Annotated in this window: 19 protein-coding genes; 4 read left to right on the forward strand and 15 right to left on the reverse strand. The window is 69.4% G+C overall.

The genetic code is table 11. From position 1 onward, the window contains the following. Nucleotides 1-231: 231 nt before the first annotated feature. The 3 genes from ABT057_RS26340 to ABT057_RS26350 form a co-directional block, all read right to left on the reverse strand. Nucleotides 232-423 carry a DUF397 domain-containing protein gene (locus tag ABT057_RS26340; protein ID WP_352346056.1) on the reverse strand — a complete coding sequence of 64 codons (192 nt, stop codon included), beginning with the start codon at nucleotides 421-423 and terminating at the stop codon, nucleotides 232-234. A gap of 244 nt (nucleotides 424-667) precedes the next feature. Continuing rightward, complete coding sequence (locus ABT057_RS26345) at nucleotides 668-1,525, reverse strand: helix-turn-helix domain-containing protein (RefSeq protein ID WP_352346057.1); 858 nt, start codon at nucleotides 1,523-1,525, stop codon at nucleotides 668-670. Between the two features lie 297 nt (nucleotides 1,526-1,822). Continuing rightward, nucleotides 1,823-2,581, reverse strand: coding sequence for a GOLPH3/VPS74 family protein (locus ABT057_RS26350; protein WP_352346058.1), 759 nt, complete (start codon nucleotides 2,579-2,581; stop codon nucleotides 1,823-1,825). Nucleotides 2,582-2,809: 228 nt separating this feature from the next. On the opposite strand from ABT057_RS26350, the gene ABT057_RS26355 reads away from it, so the two are divergent. Both ABT057_RS26355 and ABT057_RS26360 read left to right on the forward strand, forming a co-directional pair. Continuing rightward, a complete protein-coding gene (locus ABT057_RS26355) occupies nucleotides 2,810-5,341 on the forward strand; it encodes a serine hydrolase (protein WP_352346059.1) in 2,532 nt (843 codons plus the stop codon). Nucleotides 5,342-5,512: 171 nt separating this feature from the next. Further along, complete coding sequence (locus ABT057_RS26360; protein ID WP_352346060.1) at nucleotides 5,513-7,471, forward strand: DUF8823 domain-containing protein; 1,959 nt, start codon at nucleotides 5,513-5,515, stop codon at nucleotides 7,469-7,471. A 28-nt stretch (nucleotides 7,472-7,499) separates the two neighbouring features. Here ABT057_RS26360 and ABT057_RS26365 read toward each other — a convergent pair whose 3' ends face one another. Continuing rightward, nucleotides 7,500-8,177 (reverse strand): hypothetical protein, encoded by a 678-nt coding sequence (locus ABT057_RS26365; RefSeq protein ID WP_352346170.1) that lies wholly within the window; start codon nucleotides 8,175-8,177, stop codon nucleotides 7,500-7,502. A 507-nt stretch (nucleotides 8,178-8,684) separates the two neighbouring features. Between ABT057_RS26365 and ABT057_RS26370 the strand changes: the two genes are divergently transcribed. Next, complete coding sequence (locus tag ABT057_RS26370) at nucleotides 8,685-9,542, forward strand: hypothetical protein (protein ID WP_352346061.1); 858 nt, start codon at nucleotides 8,685-8,687, stop codon at nucleotides 9,540-9,542. 175 nt (nucleotides 9,543-9,717) lie between these two features. Here the strand turns inward: ABT057_RS26370 and ABT057_RS26375 are convergent, their stop codons facing one another. Both ABT057_RS26375 and ABT057_RS26380 read right to left on the reverse strand, forming a co-directional pair. Continuing rightward, nucleotides 9,718-9,942: a hypothetical protein gene (locus ABT057_RS26375; protein ID WP_352346062.1), complete on the reverse strand. Its 225-nt coding sequence runs from the start codon at nucleotides 9,940-9,942 to the stop codon at nucleotides 9,718-9,720. Then, nucleotides 9,939-10,880, reverse strand: coding sequence for a hypothetical protein (locus ABT057_RS26380; RefSeq protein WP_352346063.1), 942 nt, complete (start codon nucleotides 10,878-10,880; stop codon nucleotides 9,939-9,941). Before ABT057_RS26380 ends, ABT057_RS26375 begins: the two co-directional genes overlap by 4 nt. Nucleotides 10,881-11,155: 275 nt before the next feature. On the opposite strand from ABT057_RS26380, the gene ABT057_RS26385 reads away from it, so the two are divergent. Then, nucleotides 11,156-12,814 carry an N-6 DNA methylase gene (locus ABT057_RS26385; RefSeq protein WP_352346064.1) on the forward strand — a complete coding sequence of 553 codons (1,659 nt, stop codon included), beginning with the start codon at nucleotides 11,156-11,158 and terminating at the stop codon, nucleotides 12,812-12,814. Nucleotides 12,815-12,834: 20 nt separating this feature from the next. On the opposite strand, the gene ABT057_RS26390 is transcribed toward ABT057_RS26385, so the two are convergent. The 9 genes from ABT057_RS26390 to ABT057_RS26430 form a co-directional block, all read right to left on the reverse strand. Beyond that, nucleotides 12,835-14,976 (reverse strand): UvrD-helicase domain-containing protein, encoded by a 2,142-nt coding sequence (locus tag ABT057_RS26390; protein ID WP_352346065.1) that lies wholly within the window; start codon nucleotides 14,974-14,976, stop codon nucleotides 12,835-12,837. Nucleotides 14,977-15,015: 39 nt separating this feature from the next. Next, the gene (locus tag ABT057_RS26395; RefSeq protein WP_352346066.1) at nucleotides 15,016-16,221 is read right to left on the reverse strand and encodes an McrC family protein; all 1,206 of its coding nucleotides are present in this window, start codon (nucleotides 16,219-16,221) and stop codon (nucleotides 15,016-15,018) included. Next, complete coding sequence (locus ABT057_RS26400; protein ID WP_352346067.1) at nucleotides 16,218-18,107, reverse strand: DUF4357 domain-containing protein; 1,890 nt, start codon at nucleotides 18,105-18,107, stop codon at nucleotides 16,218-16,220. The genes ABT057_RS26395 and ABT057_RS26400 overlap by 4 nt, the downstream gene beginning before the upstream one ends. 176 nt (nucleotides 18,108-18,283) lie before the next feature. Further along, complete coding sequence (locus tag ABT057_RS26405; protein ID WP_352346068.1) at nucleotides 18,284-18,691, reverse strand: hypothetical protein; 408 nt, start codon at nucleotides 18,689-18,691, stop codon at nucleotides 18,284-18,286. After that, on the reverse strand, nucleotides 18,688-21,165 hold the full coding sequence (locus ABT057_RS26410; RefSeq protein WP_352346069.1) for an AAA family ATPase: 2,478 nt from the start codon (nucleotides 21,163-21,165) through the stop codon (nucleotides 18,688-18,690). The genes ABT057_RS26405 and ABT057_RS26410 overlap by 4 nt, the downstream gene beginning before the upstream one ends. 221 nt (nucleotides 21,166-21,386) lie before the next feature. Continuing rightward, complete coding sequence (locus tag ABT057_RS26415) at nucleotides 21,387-22,067, reverse strand: DUF4276 family protein (protein ID WP_352346070.1); 681 nt, start codon at nucleotides 22,065-22,067, stop codon at nucleotides 21,387-21,389. A gap of 10 nt (nucleotides 22,068-22,077) precedes the next feature. Continuing rightward, entirely contained in the window at nucleotides 22,078-23,205 is a 1,128-nt protein-coding gene (locus tag ABT057_RS26420; RefSeq protein WP_352346071.1) for an AAA family ATPase, read from the reverse strand. Between the two features lie 77 nt (nucleotides 23,206-23,282). Continuing rightward, nucleotides 23,283-24,539, reverse strand: a complete 1,257-nt coding sequence (locus tag ABT057_RS26425; RefSeq protein WP_352346072.1) for an McrC family protein — start codon at nucleotides 24,537-24,539, stop codon at nucleotides 23,283-23,285. After that, a complete protein-coding gene (locus ABT057_RS26430) occupies nucleotides 24,532-26,634 on the reverse strand; it encodes an McrB family protein (protein ID WP_352346073.1) in 2,103 nt (700 codons plus the stop codon). Before ABT057_RS26430 ends, ABT057_RS26425 begins: the two co-directional genes overlap by 8 nt. Nucleotides 26,635-26,649: the final 15 nt, after the last annotated feature.

Consider the following 26,649-nt stretch of genomic DNA (forward strand, 5'->3'; position numbering starts at 1 on the left):
ACTGGACGTACTTGGGCTTGTGCCCGGTGCGGCGGTGGGGGCCCCTCCCGCTCGAGCGAAGTCGAGAGTGGGGGAGCGTGCCGGGCGCCGCGACGGGGCGAACGTTGCCTGCCGCGGCACTAGTACGGCCGACGCGCCGAGCCCTCTCGGCAAGGACGGCGATCTTGTCGAGAGGGCTCCGTCGGTCGCGGATCATGAAATTGTCGTGCGTCGGCTCGGACGAGGATCAGGTCACGCCTTGACCGAGGCCACGAACGCGTTCCACGCGCCCGCGGGAAAAGTCAGGGTGGGACCTTCCTGGGTCTTGGAGTCCCGAACCGCCAGGGCCACCGAGGTGGGGGCCTTGACCTCGACGCATGCGCCGCTCGCTCCAGAGTACGAAGACTTCGTCCAGGTGTGTGCGGCTCCGTGCAGGATTGCCATAGTTGCTCCGCTTGCCAATTGTCTGAGTAGCTGTCACCGCACCGCGGCTCCTTCGGGAATCCACAGTGTGGTTTGCGCCAGGAGCATGTGCTCCATGGCTTGATCGACGCTACTCGCTGACTCCTCCAGAGGGGGCAGTCATTCACTCGACCGGATGGCATATTCCAAGCGGGTCTTCCCTACGGACGTGCCTTGGGTGTATCTTCCGGCGCCACTCGTCCAGCCGGCTGTTTTCCGGGCAGGGTCAGCGTGCGTAATCCTTCGCGGCGTTCAGAATGAACTGCCGGGACTGCTCCACGTTCAGCGCCTGCGCCCGCAGATGTTCGTACATCACGCTGTACTTCTGCACATCGAGCGCCTTCTCCAGGTACAGGTCGCTGGTCACGCCCTCGATGTAGACCACGCTGGCGTCGGCCGCGTCGGCGAACTCCAGGATCGCGTACTGGCCCATGATCCCGGTGTGCGCGCCCATCTCGAACGGCAGGACCTGCACGGTCACATGGGGCATCTGCATCATCTCGACGACGTACTCCAACTGCTCCCGCATCACGTTGCGGTCGCCGACCACCCGGCGCAGCGCCGCCTCGTCCAGCACCGCCCACAGCCGCAGCGGATTGTCCTCGGCGGTGATTCGTTCCTGCCGCCGCATCCGGACCTGCACCCGCTTCTCGACGTCCTCCACCGAGCTCTCGGGAGAACCGCCCCGCACGATGGCCTCGGCGTACGCCCGCGTCTGCAGCAGCCCGGTGACCACCTGGGGCTCGTACACCCGCAGCGACTGCGCGTCCGTCTCCAGTCCGATGTAGATGCTGTACGGGATGTCGCCGAACGCATGCCACCAGCCCTGCTGGCGGGAGTCCTTGGCCATCTCCATCAGCGAGTCGACGACCCGCTGGTCCGCGACCTCGTACACCCCGCAGAGGTCCCGCACGTCACGCTGGCTGATGCTGCGCCGGCCGTTCTCCAGACGACTGATCTTCGACTGGGAGACGAGAAGCCGCTCCGCGACCTGCTCTGCCGTCATACCCTTGTCCTCGCGGAGTTTGCGCAACTCCTGCCCCAACCGGCGCCGTCGGACCGTGGGATTGACATTGGACGTCACGGGACGCGCACCTCCGGCTGCATGCCTGTAAATGACACTTTGCGTATCTGCTGTTCAGCAGACTGCCACCATGGTGCTTTCCACCGCTGGAAAACGGTGGATACGCGGCCGGTACACGTCAGTTCGGGTGTCACCACGTGCCGCCGAACTCCCTCCCGACATGCGTCCGCGCGGGGCGGTGAGGCCGGGGCTTCACCACCCCGCGCGGGCCGCGGCGGCTCCCGAACGGGTCTTACGGGGTCGTGCTGGTCGCACCTCGGTGCGCGATGCGCGGCGCGGGTGTCGTGGGACTGCGGCTCAGTGGGCCACGACACGCGCCATGGAACCGCGGTGCGGCTGTGCCGGAACGCCACGGGCGGGTTCCGGTACAGGCCGGCCGCCTGGTCCGGCCTGACGGCCGGCCGGAGCTGCCGGGTTTCGGCGTGGCTGGGCCGCCGCGCCGTTCTGGACATCCATCACGGCGTGCGCGACGAGTCCGCCCATCGGGTCGTGCCTGATCAGGTCCCGCAACCGGGAGCGGGACGACCGTCCCTCGTTCCCCGGGTACAGGTGCTTGCCGAGGCCGACCGCGTGCGCCAGTGCGGCGAGCGCCGCGGTCCGCGGGTCCGGCGGGACGCCGGTGCGGATCGCGGTGTCCAGCCGGGCTCTGATCTCCCGGCTGAAGTCGTTGTCCGTCGCCTGATAGCGAGTCGTCGGCAGTACCCCGCACATCTGGCCCGCCACGGCGGCAACCATGCCGCACCGCTCCAGATGCGAAAGATACGTCTGGCGGAGCCCGAGACGCGGCCCGCCGATCCAGTGGACGGCCCGTACGGGAGCGCCACGCCTTCGCAGCAACTCCAACGCGCAGTCCAGAGTCGGATCTCCAGTCGGCCGTGGGGACACCACGGCGATACGATCCCCGTCAGGGGCTATCCGCCCGGCCAGCGCCAGCTCCACTAGCTGTGCTCCGGCCAGACCAAGGTCGAGCGACTGCGGCTGTGCGGTGGTACCCGTGGTCGGGTCCAACGCCAGCAGAAGAAGCTCTTCCGGAATCGTTCTGCGGCTCCTGCCCATCCATGCCTCCCCGCGTGGATGAATGACAGGGTGACCCCTCTCACATTGGTCTGTCGAGGGTGCGTGACCTGTTTGTAGTGGAACCAGTAGGTATGTCGTTCTCGTCTACCGCAGGAGCCAAGCCCTCTACACAGGACACTGGTACATGGTTCGGACACCGCCGCGAGGCGGGTCCCGGGCGGGCGTTCACGGTTCGGCAGCACATGCAGCACACGCGAGGAGGCATCGGTGGCGGGCGAGTCCCCCGACAGGTCGAAGCAGCGCGAGTCGTCGGAGGAACCGACGTCGGGGAGCGCAAGCACGGTTCCCGAGGCACGCGAGTCCCGCGATCCGCGGCTCGCGGTGGCCCGGGAGGGGTCCACCTCGCGGGGCGGTGTGGACACGGCGACACGGGTCTTCTCCGTACGGGAACTGGAGCGCGATTCCCAGGAGCCGGAGGCCGAGGCGGAATCGGGGACCGGGTCCGACGGGGCCGAGGGCGCGAAGAAGGCCACCGGAGGCGCTGAGGGCTCCTCTGAGGGCCCCGAGGGCCCCGAACCCGCCCCGGACACCGAGGAGGCCCCGGAGGGCTCCGAGGGCGGCTCCGGGCGCGGAGAGGACGTCGAGGGCGCTCCCGAGGACGACGACGCGCGCCCGCGGGCAGCCGTGACGCGGGGGGCGTCCACGACGGACGAGAAGCCGATGCCCGAGGAGGACGGGAAGCCGGCCGCTCCGGAGGACCGCGAGGACACGGTTCCGGAGGACGAGAAGGGCACGGTGGAGAACCCCGAGGGCACACCTTCGGAGACCTCCGGGAAGGACTCCCGGGACTCCGGCGACGCGGCTTCCGAAAAGGAATCCGACTCGGACCCGGAAGAGGAATCCGACCCGGAAGAGGACACCGACCCGGAAGAGGACACCGAGGAGGGCCCGGCGGAGGACTCCGCAAAGGGTTCGCCCGACGCTTCCGCGAAGAGCCCGGCCGACGAGGCGGACACCGAGGACGAGCCGGTCCCCTCCGCCAAGCCCGTCCCCAAGTGGGCCACCGGCGGCAGGGACAAGAAGGCCGAAGGCAAAAAAGAAGACCAGAAGGACAAGGGGGACGAGGGGGACGAGGAGGGCGGCGAGAGCGACGGCCCCTCCGAGGCGGCCAAGCACGACGCCCCCGCCGACACTCCCGTCGACCACCCGACCGCCGTCTTCAAGACCCCCCGCCCCAAGCCCGCCGTCGACCAGCCGACCACCATGCTCAAGCTGGGCGGGGCCGCCAAGCCCAAGGCGGACGAGGAGAAGGGCGAGGAGAAGGGCGAGCACGGGACCGAGGAGCGGACCGAGCGGCAGAGCGAGGACGAGAGCAAGGCGGAGCCCACCCCTCCCGCCGAGCGGACCAGCAAGTTCGTCGCGCTCAAGCCCCTCGACGAGCCTCGCCCCCCGAAGGCCGCCGGGGACATCACCGCCCTCGTCCCCCAGGTCGGTCCCGAGCGGACCACCCAGCAGCCGCTTCCGCCGAAGCCGCCGCTGGACCTGCTCGCCGAGCTGACGAACACCCCGCCGCCCCCGCCGACCCCGCTGCGCACCCTCGGCCGGCGTCTCAAGATCTGGACGCCCCTGGTCCTCCTGCTGGTCGTGATCTTTGCGATCGCGCAGGCCGTCCGCCCGCTCCCGGCGACCGCGCTGACGCTCACCGCGAAGGACTCGTACACCTTCGAGGGCGGCAAGCTCACCCTGCCCTGGCCGGACGAGGGCCAGGGCTGGATGGACGTCGACGGCGTCGGCACGATGGACAGCTTCGGCAAGCAGACGCCCGTCGCCATCGGCTCGGTGGCCAAGACGATGACCGCGTACGTCGTCCTCAAGGACCACCCGCTCAAGGCGGGCGACGCGGGTCCGAGCATCACCGTCGACGCCACCGCCGAGAAGGAGGGCGGCTACGACGAGACCGGCGAGTCCACCCTCAACAGCGTCAAGGCCGGCGACAAGCTCACGCTGCAGCAGGCCCTCTCGGCGATCATGATCCCGTCGGCGAACAACATCGCCCGGCTGCTGGCCCGCTGGGACGGCGGCACCGAGGCGGCCTTCATCAAGAAGATGAACGCGGCCGCCAAGGATCTCGGGATGACGAACACGACGTACACCGACGCGTCCGGCCTGAAGGAGACCACCGTCTCCACGGCCGAGGACCAGGTGAAGCTCGGCAACGCGGTCGTGAAGATCCCGGCTCTCGTGGCGATCACCAGCGCGGCCAGCTGGACGGACCCCTACGGGACCAACCACTCGAACTACAACGAGCTCCCCTACCGCATGGGCGCGATCGGCATCAAGACCGGCTCCACCACCAAGGCCGGCGGCAACCTCCTCTTCGCCGCCCGCAAGGAGGTCGGCGGTGAGACGGTCACCGTCGTCGGCGCGATCCTCGGCCAGCACAAGCCGAGCATCCTCGCGACGGTCAACCAGGTCAGCAAGACGGCACTGACCGCCGCCCAGGAGGCGCTGGCCTCGGCGAAGATCCTGAAGAAGGGTGACGTCATCGGGTACGTGGACGACAAGCTGGGCGGTCACACCCCCGTCGTCGTCACCAAGGACGTCTCGGCGGTCGGCTGGGCCGGGATGACGGTGAAGCTGTCGTTCGCCGCCGCCGACGTACCGCACAAGGCGAAGGCCGGCACCACGGTGGGCACACTCACCGTCGGGGACGGCTCCGGCGGGGTCAAGGTGCCGGTCGCCCTCGAGAGCGACCTGACCGAGCCGGGCTTGCCGGACAAGCTGACACGTCTCGGCTGACCCGCCGGACGCGTCCGTACCTCTCGCCACCCCGCCGGGCAGCCGCCCGGCGGGGTGCGTGCTAGCGTCGCGAAACGGGACAGGCCGCCGGCCCTCGAGGACGCTGCCGTGGAGCGGACGCGAACAGGACGCGGCCGAGAACAGAAGACGGGACACGGGGAGTGCCTTCAGGTGGCCACTGCGGAGCCGACACGCGCCGACGACACCGGTCCGGGCCGGGACGCCGGCCCGCGAGCCCGGGTGCCCGCACCCCAGTCGGGCGACCATGACCGCGCCCCCGAGAGCGAGCGGCCGTCCGACGGTCCCGCCGACGACCCCGGCGGCGGCACGATGACCACCACCCCAAGCCGCACCGGCCCCGCCGAGGACGTCGGGCGCCCGGGCCGTCTCCGGCGTCTCAGGCAGCGTCTCGTACCGCTGGGCGCGTTCCTCCGCCGCCACCTCGTCCTCTCCGTCACAGCGCTCTCCGGCCTCCTCCACCTCCTCTGGTTCTTCACGTTCGCGAACAGCGGCGGCGATCTGGCGGCGCAGGACGCCTGGGCCGAGTTCGTCGGCCGTCACCCAGACTCCGCGTACAACCTCGCCTGGTACGGCGGCATGCACCCGGTGTCGTACAGCGTGATCTCGCCGTATCTGATGTCGGTCCTCGGCGTCCGTACGACGATGATGATCGCCGGGACGCTCTCGGCCGGACTCCTCACCCTGATCCTGCTGCGCTGCCGGCCGGTGAAGAACCCGGTCTGGCCCGCCATCGCCGGGGTCTTCGCGCTGCTGTGCAACGCCGCCTCCGGCCGGGTGACCTACGGCCTGGGCAACCTGTTCGCGCTGGCCGCGGTGGCCGTCGTGTTCTGCTGGCCGTACCGCTGGCGCTACAAGCGGTGGGCGAAGGCGCTGTGCGCCGCCCCGCTCGCCGCGCTCGCGACGATGGGCTCGCCGGTGGCGGGCCTGTTCGTCGGGATCGTGGCCGTGGCCCTCTTCCTGCAGAAGCGGCGCCCCGGCGCCTGGGCCCTCGGGATCGCCCCGACCGCCGTCGTCGCCGTCTCCGCCTGGCTGTTCCCCTTCTCCGGCACCCAGCCGATGTCCATCGGCTCGGCGTCCCTGCCCTTCATCTACTCGGCGATCGTCTTCGCCGTCGTCCCGCGCGACTGGAAGACGGTACGGATCACCGCGGCGGTCTACGGTCTCGGGGTGCTGGCGGTGTGGCTGATCAGTTCGCAGATCGGGTCCAACATCACCCGGCTCGCGATGCTGTTCTCGGGTGTGGTGCTGATGGCCGCGCTGCCGTTCGCGGTGCCGCGCAGCCGCAAGTGGTACGTGATCGTCCTGGCGTCCGCCGGTTTCGTCGGCTGGATCGGGTTCAAGTCGGTCGACGACGTCATCCGTACGACACCGGCGGCCTCCTGGGCGCGCGAGCTGGCGCCCCTCGTCAACGAACTGCAGGGGGTCGGCGCCGAGAAGGGCCGGGTGGAGGTCGTACCGGCCCGCTCGCACCGCGAGGCGTCCGCGCTCGCGCCGTACGTCAACCTGGCGCGCGGCTGGAACCGCCAGGCCGACATGGAGCGCAACCCCCTGTTCTACGACGACACGCTCAACTCGGCGAACTACCACGAATGGCTCCAGCGGTGGGCCGTGCACTACGTCGTCGTGCCCAAGGAGGCGCTGGACGGGGACGGCGGCGAACGGGAGCGGGAGCTCGTGCAGCGGGGGCTGCCGTATCTGGAGCAGATCTGGGGCGACGCCAACTGGCAGCTGTTCAAGGTCACCGACCCGGCGTCGCTCGCCGAGCCGAACGCGGTCGTGGAGCGCGCCGAGCAGGGCGAGATGACGATCGACGTGAAGAAGGCGGGCCGCATCCTGATCCGGATCCCGTACTCGCCGTGGCTGAGCGTCGTCGACGCGGAGGGCAAGAGCCTGAAGGGGCCGCAGGAGACCACGGCCTCCAAGCACCGCGCCGAGGGCGAGCCGAAGACGTTCGACAATGTGAACGGCTGTCTGTACGAGACGGAGGAGGACGCGCAGGGCGACAAGTGGACGGTCCTGCTCGCGCCGAAGGCAGGGACGTACCGGCTGGCGGCCCCCTACCAACTGCCCCGCGGCACCCCCTGCCCCGACGAGCTGAAACAGCCGTGACCGGCTGGGACAGCCGTGACCGACGTGATCAGCGGAGCCGGTCGACGTACCGGTCCGTGCCCGGAACCGTCGGGATGAACGGCGCCAGCAGTTCCAGGCTGCCCAGGCCCGAGTCCTCGAGTGTCCGACCGAGGTCCGCGAAGTGGGTCTCCCAGCAGTCCCTGGGGTCCGATTCCAGGAACCACAGCAGGGTCAGCCGGGTGTCGACGCCCTCGACCTGCTTGACGTAGGTCATGCGGTCGCCGGGGAGCGGGGTCGGGCGGAAGACGGTCACCATCGCGGCCGGGGAGCCGGCGATCCGCCTGGGGAGGTGGCGGGCGCGGAGCCACTCCAGCAGTTCGGCCCGCTGCTCGGGCCCCTCGGTGTCGACGACCTCCAGCACGAGGCCGGCGTAGGGGTGGTCCAGGGCGTGGAAGTCCCTCGGGCCCGCGGCCCCGTCCCGGTAGACGGTCGCCTCGTGGTCCTGGAACGCCGTGAAGACGTGGGTGCGGTCCTGGTAGACCCGGGCGTCCCGGTTGAGGCGCTTGTTGATCGCGACCGTCCACTTCATGTGGTCGTCGTAGCGGCCGGCGGTGATCCAGTACGTGGAGAGGTAGCAGCCGGCGGTGACGGGCTGGGCGATCGCCGACTTCTCGGGCCGGCGCAGGAGTTGCAGATCGCGGGTCGCCACCCACCTGCGGCCCGCGTACATCCAGGGCATGGCCATCGCGCCGGCGTAGTAGTGGTCGTCCTCGTACCAGCGGTTGTAGGCACATTTCACCCATCAGTCACATAACCCCAGTTCAGGGCGCCGTTCTTTGACGCGGACACTGCGGCGGGGTCGAAATGGGGGCGTCTCGGCCATACGGTCGACGCCGCCTGGGCCGCGCATCCACCTCATAACGGGTGGACGTATCAACCCATAGGCGCCACACCGCCCCGCTCGACCGCCCAAGTACTGCGCGTTACAGACATGCATATGACTCCAGGTATGACTTCTTTGCCGCCCGAGGCAGTCCGCGATCACGCCTTCGACACCCCCGTACGCATCTCGGTGGCAACCGGGGCGACCGCGCATAGGGGGACCCCGGCGGCAGGACGAGCGGTCCATTGCGCACGGCGAGGCGTGGTCGTTGATCCGCCTGCCGACTTGTCGCGCGCGATCACTGAACTTCGCACAGAGTCGAGCGGTACACCTCTCCCAATCTGATGCTGCGTCAGCTAGACCGGATCCATGACAGACGACGCGACGCACGCCGACAAAACTCGCAGCGACCTGTACGCCGAACTGGCCGCCGTAGGCCCCTATGGAGCCGACCTTGGGCACGCCCTCATCACCATGGTTGAGCCACATCCCGGCCGGGAGCGCGAATACAATCGCTGGTACGAAGACGACCACTTCATCGCCGGCGCGATGGCCATGCCGTGGATGTACGCAGGGCGCCGCTGGGTCGCCACGCGAGAACTGCAGCTCCTGCGTTACCCCGAGAAGTCCGCAGTCGCGCAGCCGGTGACGGCTGGGTGCTACATATCCGTCTACTGGCTGACCGCCGGCCGCTACGCCGACCACATGCGATGGACTGTCGGTATCAACAAACGTCTCAACCGCGACCACCGCGTCTTCCAGGACCGCACACACGTCTTCACGGCCTTCCAGGACCACGCGGCGACGGTCTACCGCGACGGCGATGAGGGTCCTCGCGACATCCACGCCCTCGACCACCCCTACGCCGGGCTCGTCGTCCAGGTCATCGACGCCGACTCCCCCGCCAGGCGCAGGGACCTGCTCGCCTGGCTACGTGACGACCACCTTCCGAAACGGTTGGCGGGCTCGCCCGCCGCGATGGTGACCGTCTTTGCGCCGACTCCGCTGCCCCTGGACCGGATGACCTACGTCAAGCAGGTCGAGGGGGTCGGGACCCGGCTGACCCTGCTGTGGTTTCTCCAGGCCGATCCCCGCGATACCTGGCGCGATCACTTCATGGACCTGGACACCGCGGTGGCGGCTTCGGGGCTGGGCGAAGTGCAGTTCGTCGCACCGTTCATCCCTACGGTGCCCGGAACGGACCGCTACGTGGACGAGTTGCGGTGAGCCGTCCGGGTCCGGGCGCACCCGCGCCTGTGTTGCGGCTGTGACGATGCCGTAGCCGTGTCACTCGACGACAGCAGGCCCGGGCAACGACACCTCTCGCGAGGGCAGCGCGTCTGTACAACTCAATGATCGCTTTCGCGCCTTCCGAGCGGGCAAGACGGAGGGCGCAGACGATCTACTCGTCTTGCGCGAGCTGCAAGGGCTCGTCTTCACCGGAAGGGAGCACCTGGAGGATCTGACCGGAAGACGTCACGACGTAGCGAATCTCGGTGTCGCCGTCCGTTCCGGGCGGGGAGACTCGGGCACGGAGCCGCTCTTGTCGCGCCGCCACCGACTTGTCGGAGTCGTGCCAACGGCCCTTGAGGTCAACCTGGGTGAGGCGTTCGGTCAGTTCGTTCACGACCGCATCAGCGTCCTCCAACTGATGGATCTGCGGTGAAGCTCCCGGATGAAGTGGTCCGTCTCCTTCGCCTTTCCGCCAAGGGCGTCCTCCAGGCGGCGATAGTCGACCTTGCCGTCCTCGTCCACCAGCTCGTCGATGACCCCGCGGTGCTTCTCCAAAAACTGCTGAGAGCGATAGAACTCGTCGTCCGCGCTCTTCAGGGCGAGTTCGACATTCGGATTGTGGCCGTCAAGCATCAGGCTGATCACGCGGGACAACTGAGCATCGGCCGATCGCTGGTCCTTGATCCGTTCGATGTAGTGACGTTCCTCCTGGCGGCCCAGGAGGGCTTCGACTCGGCGCTGATGTGCTCGCTGTTCACGTTGAGCCACCATGTCCACCGCCAGGACGGTTCCGGCGACAGCCAGCACCGGCCAACCTGCCGCGACGGCTCCTCCAGCGGCGACAGGCTTCAGAACGGCGTGCGCCGTCTTGCCGCCACTGCGAGAAAACCCTCTGAACCCGGAAGTTCCAGCAGCCTTGACGAGCTCAGCGCCCTTTGGCAGTACCACCCGGAACAACGTCGGGCTCTTCGGGTTGAGTGCCTCCACGATGCCGACCATCGCCTGCTGAGCCGCCGCGTTCACGGGCACGGTCCGGAGCTTCGCGACCTCCGATTCGCTGACCGGGTGGTACTCGACGGCGACTGGCACCGCCGCGGCTTCGAGCGCATCCCAGATCTCGGCGGACGTCGATCCGACGGATCGGAGAACGTCCTCGGGGACCAGAAGCCCTGCTGGCGGAAGTTCGGGCCGACCTTCGACCACTGCGGTGGCACTCGGTGCAGTGTGTCCGCCCGAGGCGGTAGCGCTACTTCGCGAGGATCTCCAGAGCAGCCACGTGGTGACAAGCACTGCGATGGCGACGACGGGAACCAACACGATATAGATCGACATCAAGCCAAGTCACGTCCTCCAGCAGACTGCGGTGCTCGACACAGAAAGCACCCGAGCACAGCGAGGATCGCCGCCCTACCGGGATCGCGGCGGCGTCGAACAGGGCACGAAAAGCCTTGCCCCTACATGACGCCGCCCCGGCCCTGCAGGTGAGCGAGTGTGTTGATCGGCGCCGGCTACATCCGTGCTGCGATTCTGACACACCACACGTCCGTTTGCGGCGTCAACATATGCACTCTTCTGCTTCACACTCACTGCCGTGTACGGTGGAGGACATGAGGGACGACACTGGCTCCGCTGCTGCGCCCTTGGTCACTGGGGCTGAGGTTGCTCGGCTGGCGGGAGTGACCAGGGCCGCCGTGTCCAACTGGAGGCGGCGCTACGACGACTTTCCCGCCCCCGTGAGCGGTGGGGCGGGCACCCCTCTCTTCTCTCTTCCCGAGGTCCGGGCCTGGCTCGCAAAGCAACGAAAGGGCCAGGATCTCTCGGACGACGTGCGACTGTGGCAGGCCTTGCGCGGAGCCTATGGTGACGACATGGTCAGCGGGCTCGCATTGGTTGCCCGGTTCCTCACCCGCGGAACTGAGCCGGGGCTGGACCCGGCCTTGTCAGAGCTGCTGACCCAGCTTGCAGCGCGTGAGTCGGCGGCAGACGTGATCAAAGCGCTGACTGAGCGATTCCTGGATTCGGCGCGTCGGGCCGGATCTGATCAGGTGACGTCCCCGCGGGTTGTCCGGGCCGTCAGCCGTTTCGTGCCGCCGTTGCCGGAGGGCGGCTCTGTCTTCGATCCGGCTTGTGGCATCGGGTCATTGCTCTTCGCGGTGGGTCCACTGGCCGGCTCCCGCCGTTGTGGGCAGGAGCTGGATCCCAGCGCTGCCGAGTTCGCGCAGTTGCGTGCCGGCCTGATCGGGCTGAGAGATGTGTCCGTGACGACTGGCGACTCCCTGCGCTCGGACAGCTGGCTGAACCTACGTGCAGACCTAGTGGTGTGTGATCCCCCGGTCGCCGAACCCGACTGGGGGCGTGAGGAGCTGCTGCTCGACTCGCGCTGGGAACTGGGCACGCCGTCGCGCGCCGAGGGGGAGCTGGCTTGGCTTCAGCACTGCTATGCGCATACTGCCCCGGGTGGCCACGTCCTGATCGTGATGCCCGCGTCGGTCGCCTATCGGAAGGCCGGGCGACGTATTCGCGCCGAGATGGTGCGACGGGGCATTCTCAGCCAGGTTGTCGCGCTTCCGCCGGGCACGGCGGCCTCACACAAGTTGCCGGTCCATCTCTGGCTGTTGCGTCGGCCGTCTTCACCCTCGGATGCCGTGTCCGTCGTCCGCATGGTGGATCTGACAGCCAGCGATCCTGAGGAGTTGTCGGAACCTGCACCCGAGCAGGTCGTGGACGTACCCCTCGTCGAACTACTCGACGACATCGTCGACCTCACACCCGGCAGTCATGTACGGGCGTGGCACCGTGATTACTCCGCCGAATACCATGCCATCCGCGAGGAAATCGAGGGGCAGTTGAGCGCGCTGGCCAAACTTCTGCCAGCGCTCGGCGCAGAAGAGGGCGGCGATTCCCTCGACTCCGCGACCGTGAGTCTCGCGGACCTGGGCCGTGCGGGACTGGTCGATCTGGGCGGCGACGGACCCACCTCGACGAGCGAGCAGCTGGACGAGGACTATCTCCAGGGTTTTCTCCGCAGCACGGCCAACATGCGTCGCTCCACCAGCTCCAGTGGTACCTTCCGCCTGGACGCGCGAGGTGCGCGCGTTCCCCAGATGGCCATTGGTGAGCAGCGTCGATACGGAGCTGCCTTCCGTCTGCTCCAGGAGTTCGAGGAGCGGGTCAAGAAGGTGTCCAAACTCGGCGAGCAGGCGGCCTCACTCGCCCGTGACGGTCTCACCAGTGGGGCACTCACACCGCCCCGCGAGGACGACTGACACTCCGCGCTTCAGTTGCCTCAGGCCGCCTCCGGCAGGAACGGGCTCGGTGTGCCACTCCACGAGACGTGCAGCGCCTCGCGTGCCCGGGTGCACGCGACGAACAGCAGGCAGCGTTCCCGTAGCATGTCCGTTTCGTGCTGCAACCTGTCCACGTCGACTGGGGTGATCTCCCGGGCAAAGGGCACTGCGCTCGCTGTCGCGCCCAGCACCGCCACGCACCGGAACTCCAGCCCCTTCATCGCGTGCATGGTGGCCAGTCGTACGCTGTTCACGTCCGGCCCGGGATTGTCCTTGACACGCGCCATGGGGATGCCTGCGTCTGTCAGCCTGTCGGCCACCCGGTTCAGCAGCAGGTTGAACCGAGCGCATACGGCGATCTCGGCCGGCCGGACGCCCTGCGCCATCCATTCCTCGATCCGTTTCACCAGCGCCGCGACCTCGTCGTGCTCTGTCCCGTGTCCTGCGAGGTAGGGGGTGCGGCCGTGCAGCAGCGAGCGGTAGCCGGCGAGGTTGTCCGCTCCGTCGCCGGCCAGATCCTCGACGGTGACGTCAGCGAGGATGCCGGTCGACCAGGACAGGATCTCCTCCGTGCTCCGGTAGTTCACCCGCAGCCGGCTCGACCGGCCCGTGACGGTGATGCCGAGCGAGCCCAGTGAGACCCGTGAGTCGTAGATGCGCTGATGCGGGTCACCCGTGATGAACAGGTCGTCGGGACCGGGCGTCACAGCCGCACGCAACACCCGCCACTGAGCAGGGTGCAGGTCCTGGGCTTCGTCGATCACGACATGGTCGTAGCGGTAGATGCTCCCTTCGGGAGCGTCCAGCAGGCGTGCGGCTTCCGCACACACCTGCAGGTGGGTGCATACGCCCTGGGTCTCCAGGCCGGATGTGAAGCGTTCCACGGCGCCCCAGACCTGATCCCGCTTTGCGGGCTGGAGAGGGGTGCCCCTGCCCCGTCGTGTCGCGCGCCGGTACTCGTCGGCGGTCCGGATGTCCTGGGCGAGGATGACATGCCGGTATTCCTGGGCCAGGAACTGCTCCGTCCATGACAGGGCCAGCTGCTTGCGCACCCGCTGCCAGACCTGGCGCTCCTCCCGGTCTCCGATGGGTGCGGGTGTCTTCCCGCGGAGCTCGGAGACGACGCGGTGTGCGTAGGCGTTGACGGTCGTGACATCGACGCGGTCCAACTGCTCCGCGCCGTCGAGGAGCAGGGCAAGGTTCTCCCGCAGGGCGGCGGCGAGGGCTCCGGTGTACGTGGTCAGCAGAACCCGGTGGTCCGGTGAACGGGTCAGGAGGTGCTTGACCCGGTGCAGAGCCGCGACCGTCTTGCCTGTGCCGGGTCCGCCGGTGACCTGTGCGGGACCCCCGTACGACGTCCGGTAGGCCACGCGCCGCTGGGAGGGGTGCAGGAAGACCCGCCAGGCCGCGAAGGGCTTGTCGAGGATGTCGGCCAGTTCCTCCGGCCCGATGACCAGGGTGATACGGCTCGATGTGTTGGCGATGGCGGTGGCAAGGTCCTCGGTCGCCTCGGGTGCCGCGTCGGTGGGCCGGCGAACGGCTACGACATCCCGGTAGACCTCCTCCGGGGAGAAACCCTCCGCAAGGAACTGGAGGACCTCGAACTGGTCTTCCGGCAGCAACGTGCCGAAGGCTTCGAGCTGCGCCTGGTCGGTGATCGTGCGAACCGCACGCAGCACCTGGTCGTCGATGCCGAGTTCGCGCAGCACTGTGTCGGAATGCCTGGCGAAGAGCAGCTTGGGCGCCACGGCTGCTGCCCTCTCCAGCGCCGGGGTCAGCTGTTCGATGGCGACGACGTTCCGGACTTCAAGGCCTCTCGTCGCGGTGTTGACCGTGTAGAGCCGCTTCGCCGCCCAGGTGTACGCATCGTCGTGCGGCACGACGTTGAGGAGGAGGAAGACGTCGCTTCCGTCGTCGGGCGCCAAGACGACTCCGCGCCAGAAGTCGTTGACGCGGATGGTCCGCATCCTCGGGTCCCGGGCCTTGTCCACCGATTCCAGGTGGATGCCCTTGTCCGAGTGGAGTTCGGCGATCGTGAGCTGCTGGAACTTCGCCATGGCCTTGCGCACACCGGCCTTGACGGGCTTTTCCAGCACGTCGTAGCTCTCCCAGAAGCTGTGTGCGAAGGCGAGCTGTGGCATGGCGGGACTCCTCACTCCTTGCCGGACAAGGTGCGGTGATCATATGTGCGCGCCTCGGGCGATCAGGTTGGCCAAGTCCCGCACGGATGAGAGGAGCTCGGCGGGAGACCGGTCGAGGTCCAGCGCGTGCTGCCGGAGCGTGATTCCCGCGCGGCGGACACGGTGGGCGGCATGCGGGGCATTGCCCTTCGCATAGATGAGGTGCCCCTCGGGCAGCCCGAGGGCCGTGCAGTAGGCGAGCATCTGGTAAAGGTCGGCGTCAGGGAATCCCTCGGGCTTCTCCGCCTTGTACTTGGCGTCGGCCACGGCGAGCGGGCGACCGTCGTCGCCGTACCGAACGAAGTCGGGTCGCATACGGACAACGTTCCCCTCGTCCAGGTGCACGCTCCTGGCCTGGAGGGTGCAGTGCCCGCCGTACGGGGCCAGGGCCTCGCGGAGTGCCACACAGACGAAGTCCTCGAAGATCTTGTTCATATCGAGGAGGAAGCCGTCGACGGCGATGTTGCCCGGCAGGTGGTCCACGGACGAGCCCCGCAGGACGGTCTCGGCCAGCCGCAGCGCGGGCTGGTAGCGGGAGTTGAGCCTGCTGGGCCGCCATGTGGGCAGCTCATGCCCCCGTACCAGCGGCTCGACATCGGTCATCCGTGCCTGATGATGGCGGAGTCTGCGGCGGACGTCACCGGGGACGCGGGGCAGCCGCAGCAGCCGGTCGGCGGCTGCGCGCAGCAGCCGGTTCTCGGGGATGTCGGTGGTGTACTCGTCGTAGGCCACCTCGACCGGCAGGACGCGCCCGTGGTGGCGGCGGATCTGGTCGGCCTCACGGATGCGCCCGCGGACGACGAAGGCGGCCTCCTCGGTGTGCCGGTAGCCCTGGAGCACCCCCTGGCGTAGCGCCCGCTCCAGTGCACGTTCGTATGCGTGGGCCAGAGCGGGAAGCACCTCGGCCTGCTCCGTCACGTCCACCTCGCCTTCCCGGTGGACCGCCGGGTTCAGGGCGTATCCGATCAGGAAGAAGAGCCTGGCGATCGGCACTTTGGGTGTGATGCGCAGGACGAACGGTCCTTGCCCAGGTGCCTGGAGAACCAACGCCCCGACCTTGCTTCCGGCCCGCAGCCGCCACTGCCCCGGCAGATACGGGTCGGGCGCGGCGTCCACAATGCGGGAGGCGGCGAGCGCCCGGCCGATCTCGTCCGGCAGCGCCCGCGTGAGCGCCGGGGCGTACTCGACGAGTTCGACGACGGTCACGAAACCGACCCGCTCCCGTCGTCCTGCTCATCCGGCGTCCCCGTGTGTCCGATCACCGTCCGCAGGGTCTGGAGCCCGTATCGCCTGTCGGTGTCGACGCCCTCGCCGTAGTGGTGTTCCTCCAGCAGAGGAAGGATCTTGGTACGCCAGGTGCGCTCCAGTCCGCCCTCCCGGTAGACCCCCTTCTTCATCAGGTAGGACGGGCCGATGAGGAAGTCGGGTTCGTCGATGCGGGCGTTGAGCGCGTCGAGCAGGTCCGCCGGTTCGACGTCCCGGTCCTGAGCGTGAAGCCAGCGGCGCAACAGCCCGCGGGTGGGCTCGGTGCGGGGCGACAGTTCGACGAACGCGAACCTTCTGCGCATCGCCGCGTCGACCAGCGCGATGGAGCGGTCGGCCGTGTTCATGGTCCCCATGACGAAGAGGTTCGGCGGCAGCGCGAAGTCGTCACCGGAGTAGGTCAGCCGGACCGACTTGTTGCGGTACTCCAGCAGGAAGTACAGCTCGCCGAAGACCTTCGCGAGGTTCGCCCGGTTGATCTCGTCGATGACCAGGAAGTGGGGGACGTGCCGGTTTCCCTCGCGCGAGGCCAGGTCGGCGAGTTCACGCAGCGGGCCCGCGGTCAGCCGGAAGGCGACCTCGTGCGTCTGAGGGTCCTCCCTGGGCCGGAACCCCTCGAAGAAGTCCTCGTAGGCGTACGAGGGGTGGAACTGCACCAGCTTCACCTGCTCCGGCCCGCCTCCCAGGAACTCGGCGAGCTTCAGCGCGAGGTACGTCTTTCCGGTGCCCGGGGGCCCGTACAGCACCAACTGCCGCTCGTCCCACAGCAGATCCCGGAGCTCGCGCAGCCACTCCACATCGTGGACCAGCAGCTCGTCCGCGAGTTCCTGGCCCGGCTGCGGGAGTTCGAGTTCCCGGCGGGCCGCGATCGCCGGCACCTCGACGCTGGGATCGTGCTCTATGGCCTCCGCGTCGTCGGCCAGTTCCTCGTCCGTGAGCCCGAGCCCGTCGACAAGGGCCTGGACGGCTGTCAGATCGACCACGTCGTGCTGCACGGACAGCTTCTGCTGGAGCGCCTCCGGCAGTTCGTCGTACGGGTACCCCGTGCTCTGCCACTCGACGGGACGCCGCAGGTTGGACCGCCCGCCTTCGGATGCGGATTGCTGGACGGACCCGGTGATCTCACCGACGTAGAGCCGCCCGCCGGAGATCGTGCACACGGTGTCGCCGGGTTTCATCCAGGACAAGAAGGCGTACAGCTCCTCCACCAGCTCCAGTTTCTGGTTGTACGTCGCCGTGGTCCCGTAATCCTCCTCGACGAAGGCACGCAAGCGCTCCTTGCTCACGCCTTGCCCGACCCCCTGGCGCAGGCGTGCCGCCGAGAGCGACACCCGCCCCTCGGGCAGCCACAGCCTCTGGACGAGGTCGGCTCCCGACACATTCGAGCCCCGGACGAGCCAGGCCCTGTTCGGTCCCGACCGGACGCCGTCCATGAAGTCCGCGAGCGGGACGCCGGCCTCGGTCTTCCACTCCTCCCAGCCGTTCCGAGGGGCGCCGACCAGGAGTTCCGCGGCGGAGGACGGGGACCCGCACTCGACGTCCTCCGCCAGCTCCAGCCATTCCGGCCAGCGCTCGGAGGGACGAAGCACATCCTGGGCCTTCAGTTCTTCGCGCCGCCGGTAGGTGCCGCTGAAGTGCTTGGGGAACGAAGGCATCACGTGGGCGCGTGCCGGTGATCCCGCACGGACGAGGAACTTCCTGCTGCCGTTGGTGCCCTCCGCGTCCAGCAGGACTCCCCTCGCCCGGTCGATCCCGTCACCGCCGGGCAACCGCAACCGGAACTCGGGATGCTCCGTCGCACCAGAGGAGATTCCGTATTCCTCGCTCACGCACGCTCCTTGTCCGGGAAGATCCTTGCCCGCTCACGGACCCTATCCACGGATCCGTGACGCCAGCTATGTCCACTGCCCGACCGGCCACTTGAAGCCCTCCGCATCCCCTCATCGAGGGGCAGGCCGCGGGCCGAGTGACATGGACCGGATGGACGGGGCGGAGGCGTACCCGGTCAGGGGCCCGGCGCCGATGCGGCCGGAATCGCCCCCGGACCCGTCCCCAGGACCGTCAGCAGATCGGTGACCTCCAGCAGCCGGGTGTGGATCTCCGCCGGAGCCGGGGGCAGTTCGTACGTCCGGTAGTGGCACGCCGCGCTGAGCGCGGACCAGGTCGTGCGACACCTCCGGGCGGTGTCGTGGCCCGCGTACCACTCCAGGCACAGCATCCGGTGCTTGCCGATCCGGGTCATCGACGGGGTGATCCGCCGCCAGTAGGAGTCCAGGGCCTGGTCGAGTGCCATGCGGAGCAGGACCGCGGCGGCGCGGGCACGCAGGCCGGGGGCCAGCGTGTGCACCGTCCCCGGTGGCGGCCGCAGGAGACGTCCGGCGGCGGTCACGAGGGCTTCCGGGGACGCGGTCACCGGGCACCTCCGGCGTTGCCCGTGGTGTTCGCCCCACCGGTGGCCAGGCTGCGGCGGATCGCCGTGGCGAGCGCCTTGGTCCGGGTCACGAGCGCCTTGCGGTCGTCGACCGTCGGCAGGGGCGCGTGTGCGCCCGAGTTGAACGCCTCGACCAGCGCCCAGCCGCCGGGACGGAGCCGCTCCACGACCTCACGGGCGGACTGCCGCTCGTCCCCGAGCAGGGCGAGGGAGACGTACTGCTTGGTGCGGTCCAGGGACGCGACGCGCTCCTCGATGGCCCGCAGACCGAGTCCCTCCTCGTCACGGAGCCTGCGCCGGGCGGTCTCCAGACACGCGGCCTCCACCGCGACCCGGCACATCGCGGGCAGTACGTGATCGGCCACGTCCGCAGGCAGGTTCGGGTCCAGGGAAACGGCCCGCGCCTCGGCGAGCGCCTGCTCCACCGGGTCCGTGAGGGTCTCCACGCCGACCACCGAGTCGGTCTGCCGGGTGACCCGCAGGACGGTCGCCTCGATGCCGAGGTGGGCGATGGCCTGCTGCAGCCTGGTGTCGTGGGTGAACACGATCACCTGCCGGTCGCGGGCGCACGCGTCGAGCACCCGGGCGAGCCCCTCGACCTTCTCCGGGTCCATGGACTGGACGGGGTCGTCGATGACGAGGAAGCCGAACGGGCTGGCCTCGTGCGTGGCGCGCGGGATGAACAGGGAGAGCGCGAGGGAGTGCAGTTCGCCCTGGCTCATGACGCTGTAGGCGGGGGCGTCCATGTCGTCGACGGACACACCGAGCTTCACGCTGCCCCGGTTCGGGGTGCCGGCGAGCGTGACGGAGCCGAGGGTGACGCTGCTGTGCTCGCACAGCTTCTGCCAGATCTCCTGGGAGCGCTCCGCGTACGGCCGTAGCCGCTCGTCCCGGAGTTCGTCGAGGATCGGCCGCAGCCATTCGCGGGCCCTCTTCGCGTGCCGCCGGCCGGTGTCCGCGGTGTCCGCGGCCTCGGCGGCGGACAGCCACTCGGCGAGCCGCACCGCGAGCGGCTGCCAGACGCCGTCGTGCTCGGCGAGTCGCCCGGCAGCCTCCTCGCGGACCTGGTGGCAGGCCTCGTGCAGGATCCTCGCGGTGCGCTCGGCACGGTCCGCCAGTTCCCCGGCATCCGTGATGCCACGGCACAGCGCCCACTCACGCCAGAGGTCGGCGAGCGGCGACGCCTCCCTCTGCAGGAGGGCCGGGACGGGCTGGACGAGATCGTGGACGGCACGCACCGCGACGGCGAGGTCCCGGCGGGCCGCCTCCGCGCCCGCGGCCTCGGTCTGGAGTCGTTCCACCTCCGCCCGCGCGTGCTCGGCCCATGCCTGGTCGAGGCGGTTCTCGCTGCCGCACACGGGGCAGTCGGGGCTGTCGGACCGCCGCCGGTGGTCGAGTGCCGCCTCCAGGAGCCCGGCAAGCCGCCGGGCGTCCTCGGCGCTGCCGAACCGAGCCTGCTCGGCGGTGGCGGCGGCCTCCCGCAGCCGGGCGACGGCCCCGGTGACCTCCGCCAGGTCGGGTCCGGCGAGGCTCACGCGCTCCCGCAGCCGCGCGAGTTCGTCCGCGTCACCGGGGGAACGGCCCTCCAGCAGGGCCCGCACCCGGGCCGAGTCGGGCGTACGACCGGACAACGCGGCGGCGGCCTCGCGCGCCCTGGGGTCGTCCACCGGGTTCAGCTCGACGAGCAGCTCCGCGGTGAGCGCGTTCCTTCGCTTGAGCATGCCGTCGTACTCGCTGTGCGCGTCCTTGACCCGCTTGTCGAGCTCGGCGAGCAGTTCGAGCCCGAGGAGCTTGAAGAAGGCATCGTGGAGCGCGCTGAGCGAGCCGTTGATCATCGAGCCGAGTTCGCTGTACGGGAGGAAGGGCCGGGCCAGCTCCAGCGCGCCCGCGTCGACGACCTCGTCCAGCTTGAGCTCCGCGCCGTCCGCTCCTTCGACCCTCGTACGGGCTTCGTCGACCTTTCCGCCGTACCAGGTCCGTCGCACGGTGGCGGTCTCGCCGCGCTCGCCCACGGACAGCTCGACGGAGACCTCGGGGGTGACGTCGGGGCTGTGCAGGTTGCGCCAGCCCTGCTTCCAGTCAGTGGTCCGCTGGCCCTCCCATCGGGAGTTCCGGGCGGTCAGCGCGGTCTCGGCGGCCTCGGCGAAGCTCGACTTGCCGGAGCCGTTGGGTCCCGCGACGACGACCAGGCCGGGGCCCGGCGGCAGTTCGAGCGTGGTCCGCGGACCGATACCCCGCCAGCCGGCCGCGGTGATGGACCGCAGATGCACGGGCCCGGCGCGGCCGCCGCTGTCCATGACCTGCTCGTCAGGAAGCAGCTCCCGCAGCAGCTCCCGCACCTCGGGGGCGAGGCCAGAGTTGTCCAGGCGTGCGAGGAGGAGGTCACGGACGGAGGAGTCGGGCGCGGACGGAGAGGTCGGCGTCGAGGTGAGGGAGGCGGGGGTCTGCTCGGTCATGCTCGTTTCCTTGTGCCGGGCGCGACGCGGGTGTGCGACGCGACGGGTGGGGCGAAGCGTTGGCACTACGAGCATGACAATCACTTGTTAGCGACGTCAACAGACTTTAGAGATCAACCAAATTCGAATTTGTGTACGCATATCGAAGATTTGATCGAGTGGGGTGATGATGCCTCGACCGCCGGCGCCCCGCCCGGATCCGCACCCGCCGGTCTCGGCTGTCAGGTGGAGCGGCGCCTGCCGTCGGGTCCGGATTCCAGACGCTTCAGCCAGGCGTCGAGGTGCGGACAGGTGACGCGCAAGGCGTCCAGGCCGAGAAGCTCGATGGCATCGGGCCCGTCCACGACCTTGCGGTAGGTGGGATGGGCCCTCAGGATCCGTTTCGACGGCGCCGTGTCGGCGCCGTCGTTGACGAGCTCGGGCCCACCCGCAGCAGCGACATGGGACCGCAGCACGTCGGCCAGCCTGGGTGAAGCGACCAGCTCGGAGAGCTCGTTCGCGGCGGCGAGCACCCATGCTTCCGTCTCGTGCAGGACGAGGAAGGGCAGGAACCGCGGGTCATCGATGACCCGCGCCATCGCCTCCTCGACATGACCGACCCGGGCGTAGGCGTCACCGGCCGGGGCGTCGGAGAGCCCGGGTGTGTCGGAGGGCAGTCCGTACAGGTCGAGCATCGTGGTCACCGTGTCGACGGCCGAGTTCCGCAGGAGCGCCCGGATGTCGTGCTCGATCTTGGGCCACCTGCTCACCCCTCCCTTGTCGTGCGGCCGTCCCGCGGCTCGCCGGGTCTTGAGCGCGACCGGGGTGAGCCAGACGTCCCGCGCGCTCAGTTCCGGCTGGAGGACCAGCTGCACCAGGCGCTCCTCCGTCGCGCCCTCGACCAGTACGTGAACCTGACGCATCGCCCCGACCTCACCGCTCCCGCTCGGGCCGGGGACGACCGCCCAGCAGGTTCTTCAGCCACAGGTCACCGAGTGAATAGCTGTCGAGCCAGGCCGCCAACGCGTCGGGATCAGGCCGGTCCAGTTTCGTCGAGCCGTCCACGCGTTCCGCGACGACGAGTTCGTCGAGCCCGAACTGGTCGACCAGGGTGACGGACTGGGTGGCGGCGAGAATCTGGCTGTGGGCGGAAGCCGACCGGAACAGCTCCGCCAGAACGGTGATCGCGAAGGGGTGAAGGCCCAGTTCGGGCTCGTCGAGCACGAGCAGCGCAGGCGGTCGCGGCTGGAGCAGGAGGACGGCCAGGCAGATGAAGCGCAGGGTGCCGTCGGACAGTGCGTCGGCCGGGAACACCGTGTCGGACCCGTACTGCTTCCACCGGAGCGACACGCGCGCCGCGGCGTCCTCGGTGAGGACGAACTCGCGGAAGAAGGGCGCGACGGAACGGACCGTACGCACGATCTGCCTGTACTCCGCCATGTGCTCCTCACGCAGGCGCAGCAGGAACGCGGCGAGGTTGCGCGCGTCCGGGTGCAGGACCTCCGTGTCGGAGGCGTATCCCGGCTGCTTGACCGGAGCGCCGGGGGTCGTGTCGTGGAAGTGGTAGACGCGGCAGCCCCGCAGTATCTCCAGCGCGTGACGGGCCACACCGCCGGCTCCGAACGATCCCTCTTCCGCGGCCTCGGCGAGTTTCGACTCGCTGTGGCCCCGGCCGATCTCCTGCTTCAGCGGCTGCTCGTAGCGCGCCTTGTCGTGGAACTCCACCACCTCACGGGCGAATACCAGTTCCCCCCGATGCGAGGGAACCAACGTCGCCTCATAGGCGTTCACGAGATCCCCGTCGTCTGCCTCCACACGCAGCCCGATCCCTGCCGATCCCTTGGCAACGTCGTGCAGCATGGCCACGGCTCCGCCGCGCAGTCCGACCTCCATGCCCAGCTCACCGTCGGCGATGCGCCCGAGCAGCTCGACGGCCTCGATGAAGTTGGTCTTGCCCGCGCCGTTGGGGCCGACGAGCACGGTGACCGGGCTCAGGGCCAGCTCGACCTGGTCGATCGACTTGTAGCCGCTGACGGTGATGCGTCGAACCCTGCGTGACATGGTCCTCAATGTATCGAGGTATCGGGGTCAGGAACCGGCGCGCGGCGTCGACGTCCGGTGTGGTGGGCGGGCGACGATCACCAGTCGTCCCAGGGCAGTGCCGACCTGATCCACACGGCGGCCTGGTTCGGGGACGCGTGCGTGTCGACACCGAGGACGTGGATGCTTCCGAGTGTGCCCTGTGGTCCGCTGACCTGGAGGGTCCGGTGGGAGTACCCGCCGGAGCACGGGTGGACGATCACTGTCCGCGGGTCGGTGCTCGGGGTGTAGCCGGCACCGTAGGTGAGGAGCTGGTGGATGTCGCCGGCGCCGACGCCATAGCGGTCGTAGCGCTTGTACTTGGCGTCCACCGGCAGCATGGTGCGCGCGGCCGACTCACGCCCGGGGAGGCTGAGCAGTACGTCCGGCCGGAAGGCCGAGGTACTGCCGAGGTCACCGCGCACGGTGATCCCCCTCGCGCCGCTGCTGGGGACGACGTGTCCGCCGTGCGGGGCGGCGGCATCGGTGGCCAGACGCCGGACGACGGCCTCCCAGAGGGCGGGCATGGCCAGCAGGAGGCCGTCCGCCGTCATGCCGTCGTCGGTGAGGAGGTCGGTCACACCGCCGCCGCGCAGGAGCAGGCGAGCCCAGGTGTGCGCGGTGCGGTAGCGGGCGTTCAGGCGTGTGTACCGGGTGCGGTCCAGAGCACGGAGGGCGGAGTCAGGGGTGGGGGCCTGCGGGAAAGCGTCGGCGATGGCGTGGAGGGCGAGGGCCAGGTCGGGCTGCGTCGCCAGGGTGCGGGCCACCCGCAGAGCGGTCCCCAGGACGCGGTTGTCCCAGATGTCCGCCTCCCGGTCGAAGGTGCGGACGTGCAGCTGGTCCAGTTGTCCGTAACGGCGGGACACCTGGGCCGCGATGTCCAGGCGTCCCCGCAGGACGGGTTCCAGGCTCTGGCGGCGCACGTAGTCCCGGCGCAGCCCCTCCCGAACCAGTTGCTCGCACTGCTCCAGCAGGGCCGCGGCGACGAGGTCGGCGTAGCCGTCCGGGCCGGTGGCCCAGCGGCGTGCCGTCGCCGGGAGCGGTGTCGGCGCGCGGAGGGCGTAGGCGAGCCAGTTCATGAGCTGCTCGCCCGGGATGGCGAACTTGGGCTCGATGACCAGGCGGATGCGGTCGAGCACCAGGATCCCGACGGTCGCGTCGGCCTTGAGCCGCCATCCGGACGGCGCTTGGTCCAGGCTGAGGCAGCCACGCGCCTGGAGGCCGCGCAGCCGCTCGACGTCCCGGGGCGTGAGCTGGTCGGCCTCCAGCAGTACGGATCCGTACTCTGCGAGCCGGACCTCGGTGTGGTCAGGCATCGGGGCCCGGCGTGCCGCTGGTGAACTCGGTCGCGAGCGCGGCGGCGAGGTCCTGCGGCGACATCAGCGCGGGGCGTCCGGTGTCCGCGTCGACGAGGCTGCCGAGGATGCGGTGCAGCAGGTCGGCGCGGCCGAGGCAGTAGTCCTCCAGGAGCGGGATCACCTCGTGGTGGAAGGCGGCGGCCAGGTCGTTCTCGGTGGCGATCGGTTCACCGTCGCGCAGCAGGTAGGCGTGCCCTATCTGGTGGTCCGCGTCGAGGTGACGGGCGATACGGGTGTTGAGGGACTCGAAGAACTCCGCCAGTTCCAGGGGGCCGACCGTGCCGGACACGGCGTCCGGGTCGGGGCCGACCGGGAGGAACGCGAAGCGACGGCGTACGGCGGCGTCCAGATGGCTGATGCTGCGGTCCGCCGTGTTCATGGTCCCGATGATCCGCACGTTCGGCGGCACGGAGAAGGTGCGCCTGCTGACGGACAGGGCGAGGGGCAGGCCGCGCTTGTCGAGTTCGAGCAGCGTGACCAACTCGCCGAAGATGCGCGGCAGATCGCCACGGTTGATCTCGTCGATGATCAGCAGGAACGTCTCGTCCGGGCGGGCGGTGGCCTGGGTGCACAGGCTGTGGAACACGCCGTCCGTGAGCGCCAGGGTCAGCCCGGGGCCCGTGGCGCTCAGGTCCGGCTTGAAGCCCTCCACGAAGTCCTCGTACCCGTAGGACGGATGGAAGGTCACCATGTGGATGCGGCCGTCCCGCAGCATCTCGGTCTGGGCCGCGGCTCGCCGGTGCGGCGTCGAGTTGAGCGCGTCCGCACGACCGGCGAGGGCCAGGGCGGCGCCGAGTGCGAGCCGGGTCTTTCCGGTGCCGGGAGGCCCGTGCAGGATCACCTGGCCCTTGCGCTCCAGCGCCTCCAGCACGCCCGCGACGTCCTCGGGCAGGGTGACGGGGCCATCGGTGAACGGCTCCGCCGACTCCGTGCCCGACTCGGTGAGGCCCGCGGTGATCCGGGCGAAGAGCGTCGGCGGCACCTTGGCGAACGTGGACCGCCAGCCGTGCTGGGGCTTCGACAGTTTCCCCGCGTGGGAGACGTCCCAGGCGACCGGGACGACATGCTGGTACTCGGAGTGGTCGGCCTCGAAGCGGTAACTCCCGCTGACGGTACCGGTGGCCAGAACCTCTTCCATCCCACGGTTGGCCACGATCCGGTCTCCCGGCTCCAGGTCCCGGAAGTCCAGCAGCCGCCGGGCGACCCTCAGACTGCCCCCGCTGCCGCGCGGCCAGTGCGCGTCGAGCGCCTGCTTCAGCTCGGTGTCGCTCTGGTACTGGCCGAGATCGCCGAGTTCGTCCCAGCCGACGCGGATCACCCCGCCGTCATGGCACTCGTCCCACAGCCGCCCTCGTTCACCGGGGGCGATCTTCCAGATGGTGCGCTGCTGCGGACGCGGATCGAACTTCTCGTACAGGAAGTGCATGACCTCCTGCCCGCTCCAGCCGTCGAACTCCGGCTTCGAGCGCACGAGTTCCAGCAGCCGACGGTTGTTGCGCCAGGCAGGTGCGTCGGGCTGCGAGGAGCCGCCCAGCAGACCGACGAACCGGCGCAGGTGCTCGCCGGCGTAGATGGGCAGGAAATGCTCGGGGAAGTAGGTCGCCAGGGACTTGGTCACCAGCGCCTGCCCGGACCGCAGCAGCTCCAGATCGTCCACGGCCTCGACGTCCCCCGCGGCCACGGCCTCGAAGGCCCGCAGGAACTGTCCGCGCAGCTCCTCCCACGCCTCCTGCGGCTCCATCCCGCGCAGCGGGGCGGCCAGCCACCACTCACCGGATCTGTAGCGGAACATGATGTGCTTCCTGGAGCTACCGCCCTTGATGCTGCCGAGGCGGGGAGCGCCGTACTCCATCAGCCAGCAGTACGCCGGGTCGCTCCCGGACCGTGCGTCCTGTCCCAGGGCGTAGCGCGACAGCGGCAGCGTCGCCCACTCCTCCAGGGGGAACTGCGAGAGCACCTGCTTGCGTTCGTCCTCGGCGGCCTTCTCGGCCTCCGCCGCGGTGCTCCGGTCGAATTCCGCCGCTGTCGCCCGCAGGTCCGTCTCGTCCGTCATGACCGTCATCATGCC

Origin of the sequence: Streptomyces sp. NPDC002588 (assembly GCF_040295925.1) — a bacterium.
Lineage (GTDB): Bacteria > Actinomycetota > Actinomycetes > Streptomycetales > Streptomycetaceae > Streptomyces.

Excerpts from the sequence above, each read along its gene's own strand:
- ABT057_RS26420 (WP_352346071.1), bottom strand. The coding sequence starts at position 23,205 with ATGTCACGCAGGGTTCGACGCATCACCGTCAGCGGCTACAAGTCGATC.
- ABT057_RS26350 (WP_352346058.1), bottom strand. The coding sequence starts at position 2,581 with ATGGGCAGGAGCCGCAGAACGATTCCGGAAGAGCTTCTTCTGCTGGCG.
- ABT057_RS26380 (WP_352346063.1), bottom strand. The coding sequence starts at position 10,880 with ATGTCGATCTATATCGTGTTGGTTCCCGTCGTCGCCATCGCAGTGCTT.
- ABT057_RS26410 (WP_352346069.1), bottom strand. The coding sequence starts at position 21,165 with ATGACCGAGCAGACCCCCGCCTCCCTCACCTCGACGCCGACCTCTCCG.
- ABT057_RS26365 (WP_352346170.1), bottom strand. The coding sequence starts at position 8,177 with ATGGCCATGCCCTGGATGTACGCGGGCCGCAGGTGGGTGGCGACCCGC.
- ABT057_RS26430 (WP_352346073.1), bottom strand. The coding sequence starts at position 26,634 with ATGACGGACGAGACGGACCTGCGGGCGACAGCGGCGGAATTCGACCGG.
- ABT057_RS26340 (WP_352346056.1), bottom strand. The coding sequence starts at position 423 with ATGGCAATCCTGCACGGAGCCGCACACACCTGGACGAAGTCTTCGTAC.
- ABT057_RS26370 (WP_352346061.1), top strand. The coding sequence starts at position 8,685 with ATGACAGACGACGCGACGCACGCCGACAAAACTCGCAGCGACCTGTAC.
- ABT057_RS26425 (WP_352346072.1), bottom strand. The coding sequence starts at position 24,539 with ATGCCTGACCACACCGAGGTCCGGCTCGCAGAGTACGGATCCGTACTG.
- ABT057_RS26385 (WP_352346064.1), top strand. The coding sequence starts at position 11,156 with ATGAGGGACGACACTGGCTCCGCTGCTGCGCCCTTGGTCACTGGGGCT.
- ABT057_RS26390 (WP_352346065.1), bottom strand. The coding sequence starts at position 14,976 with ATGCCACAGCTCGCCTTCGCACACAGCTTCTGGGAGAGCTACGACGTG.
- ABT057_RS26415 (WP_352346070.1), bottom strand. The coding sequence starts at position 22,067 with ATGCGTCAGGTTCACGTACTGGTCGAGGGCGCGACGGAGGAGCGCCTG.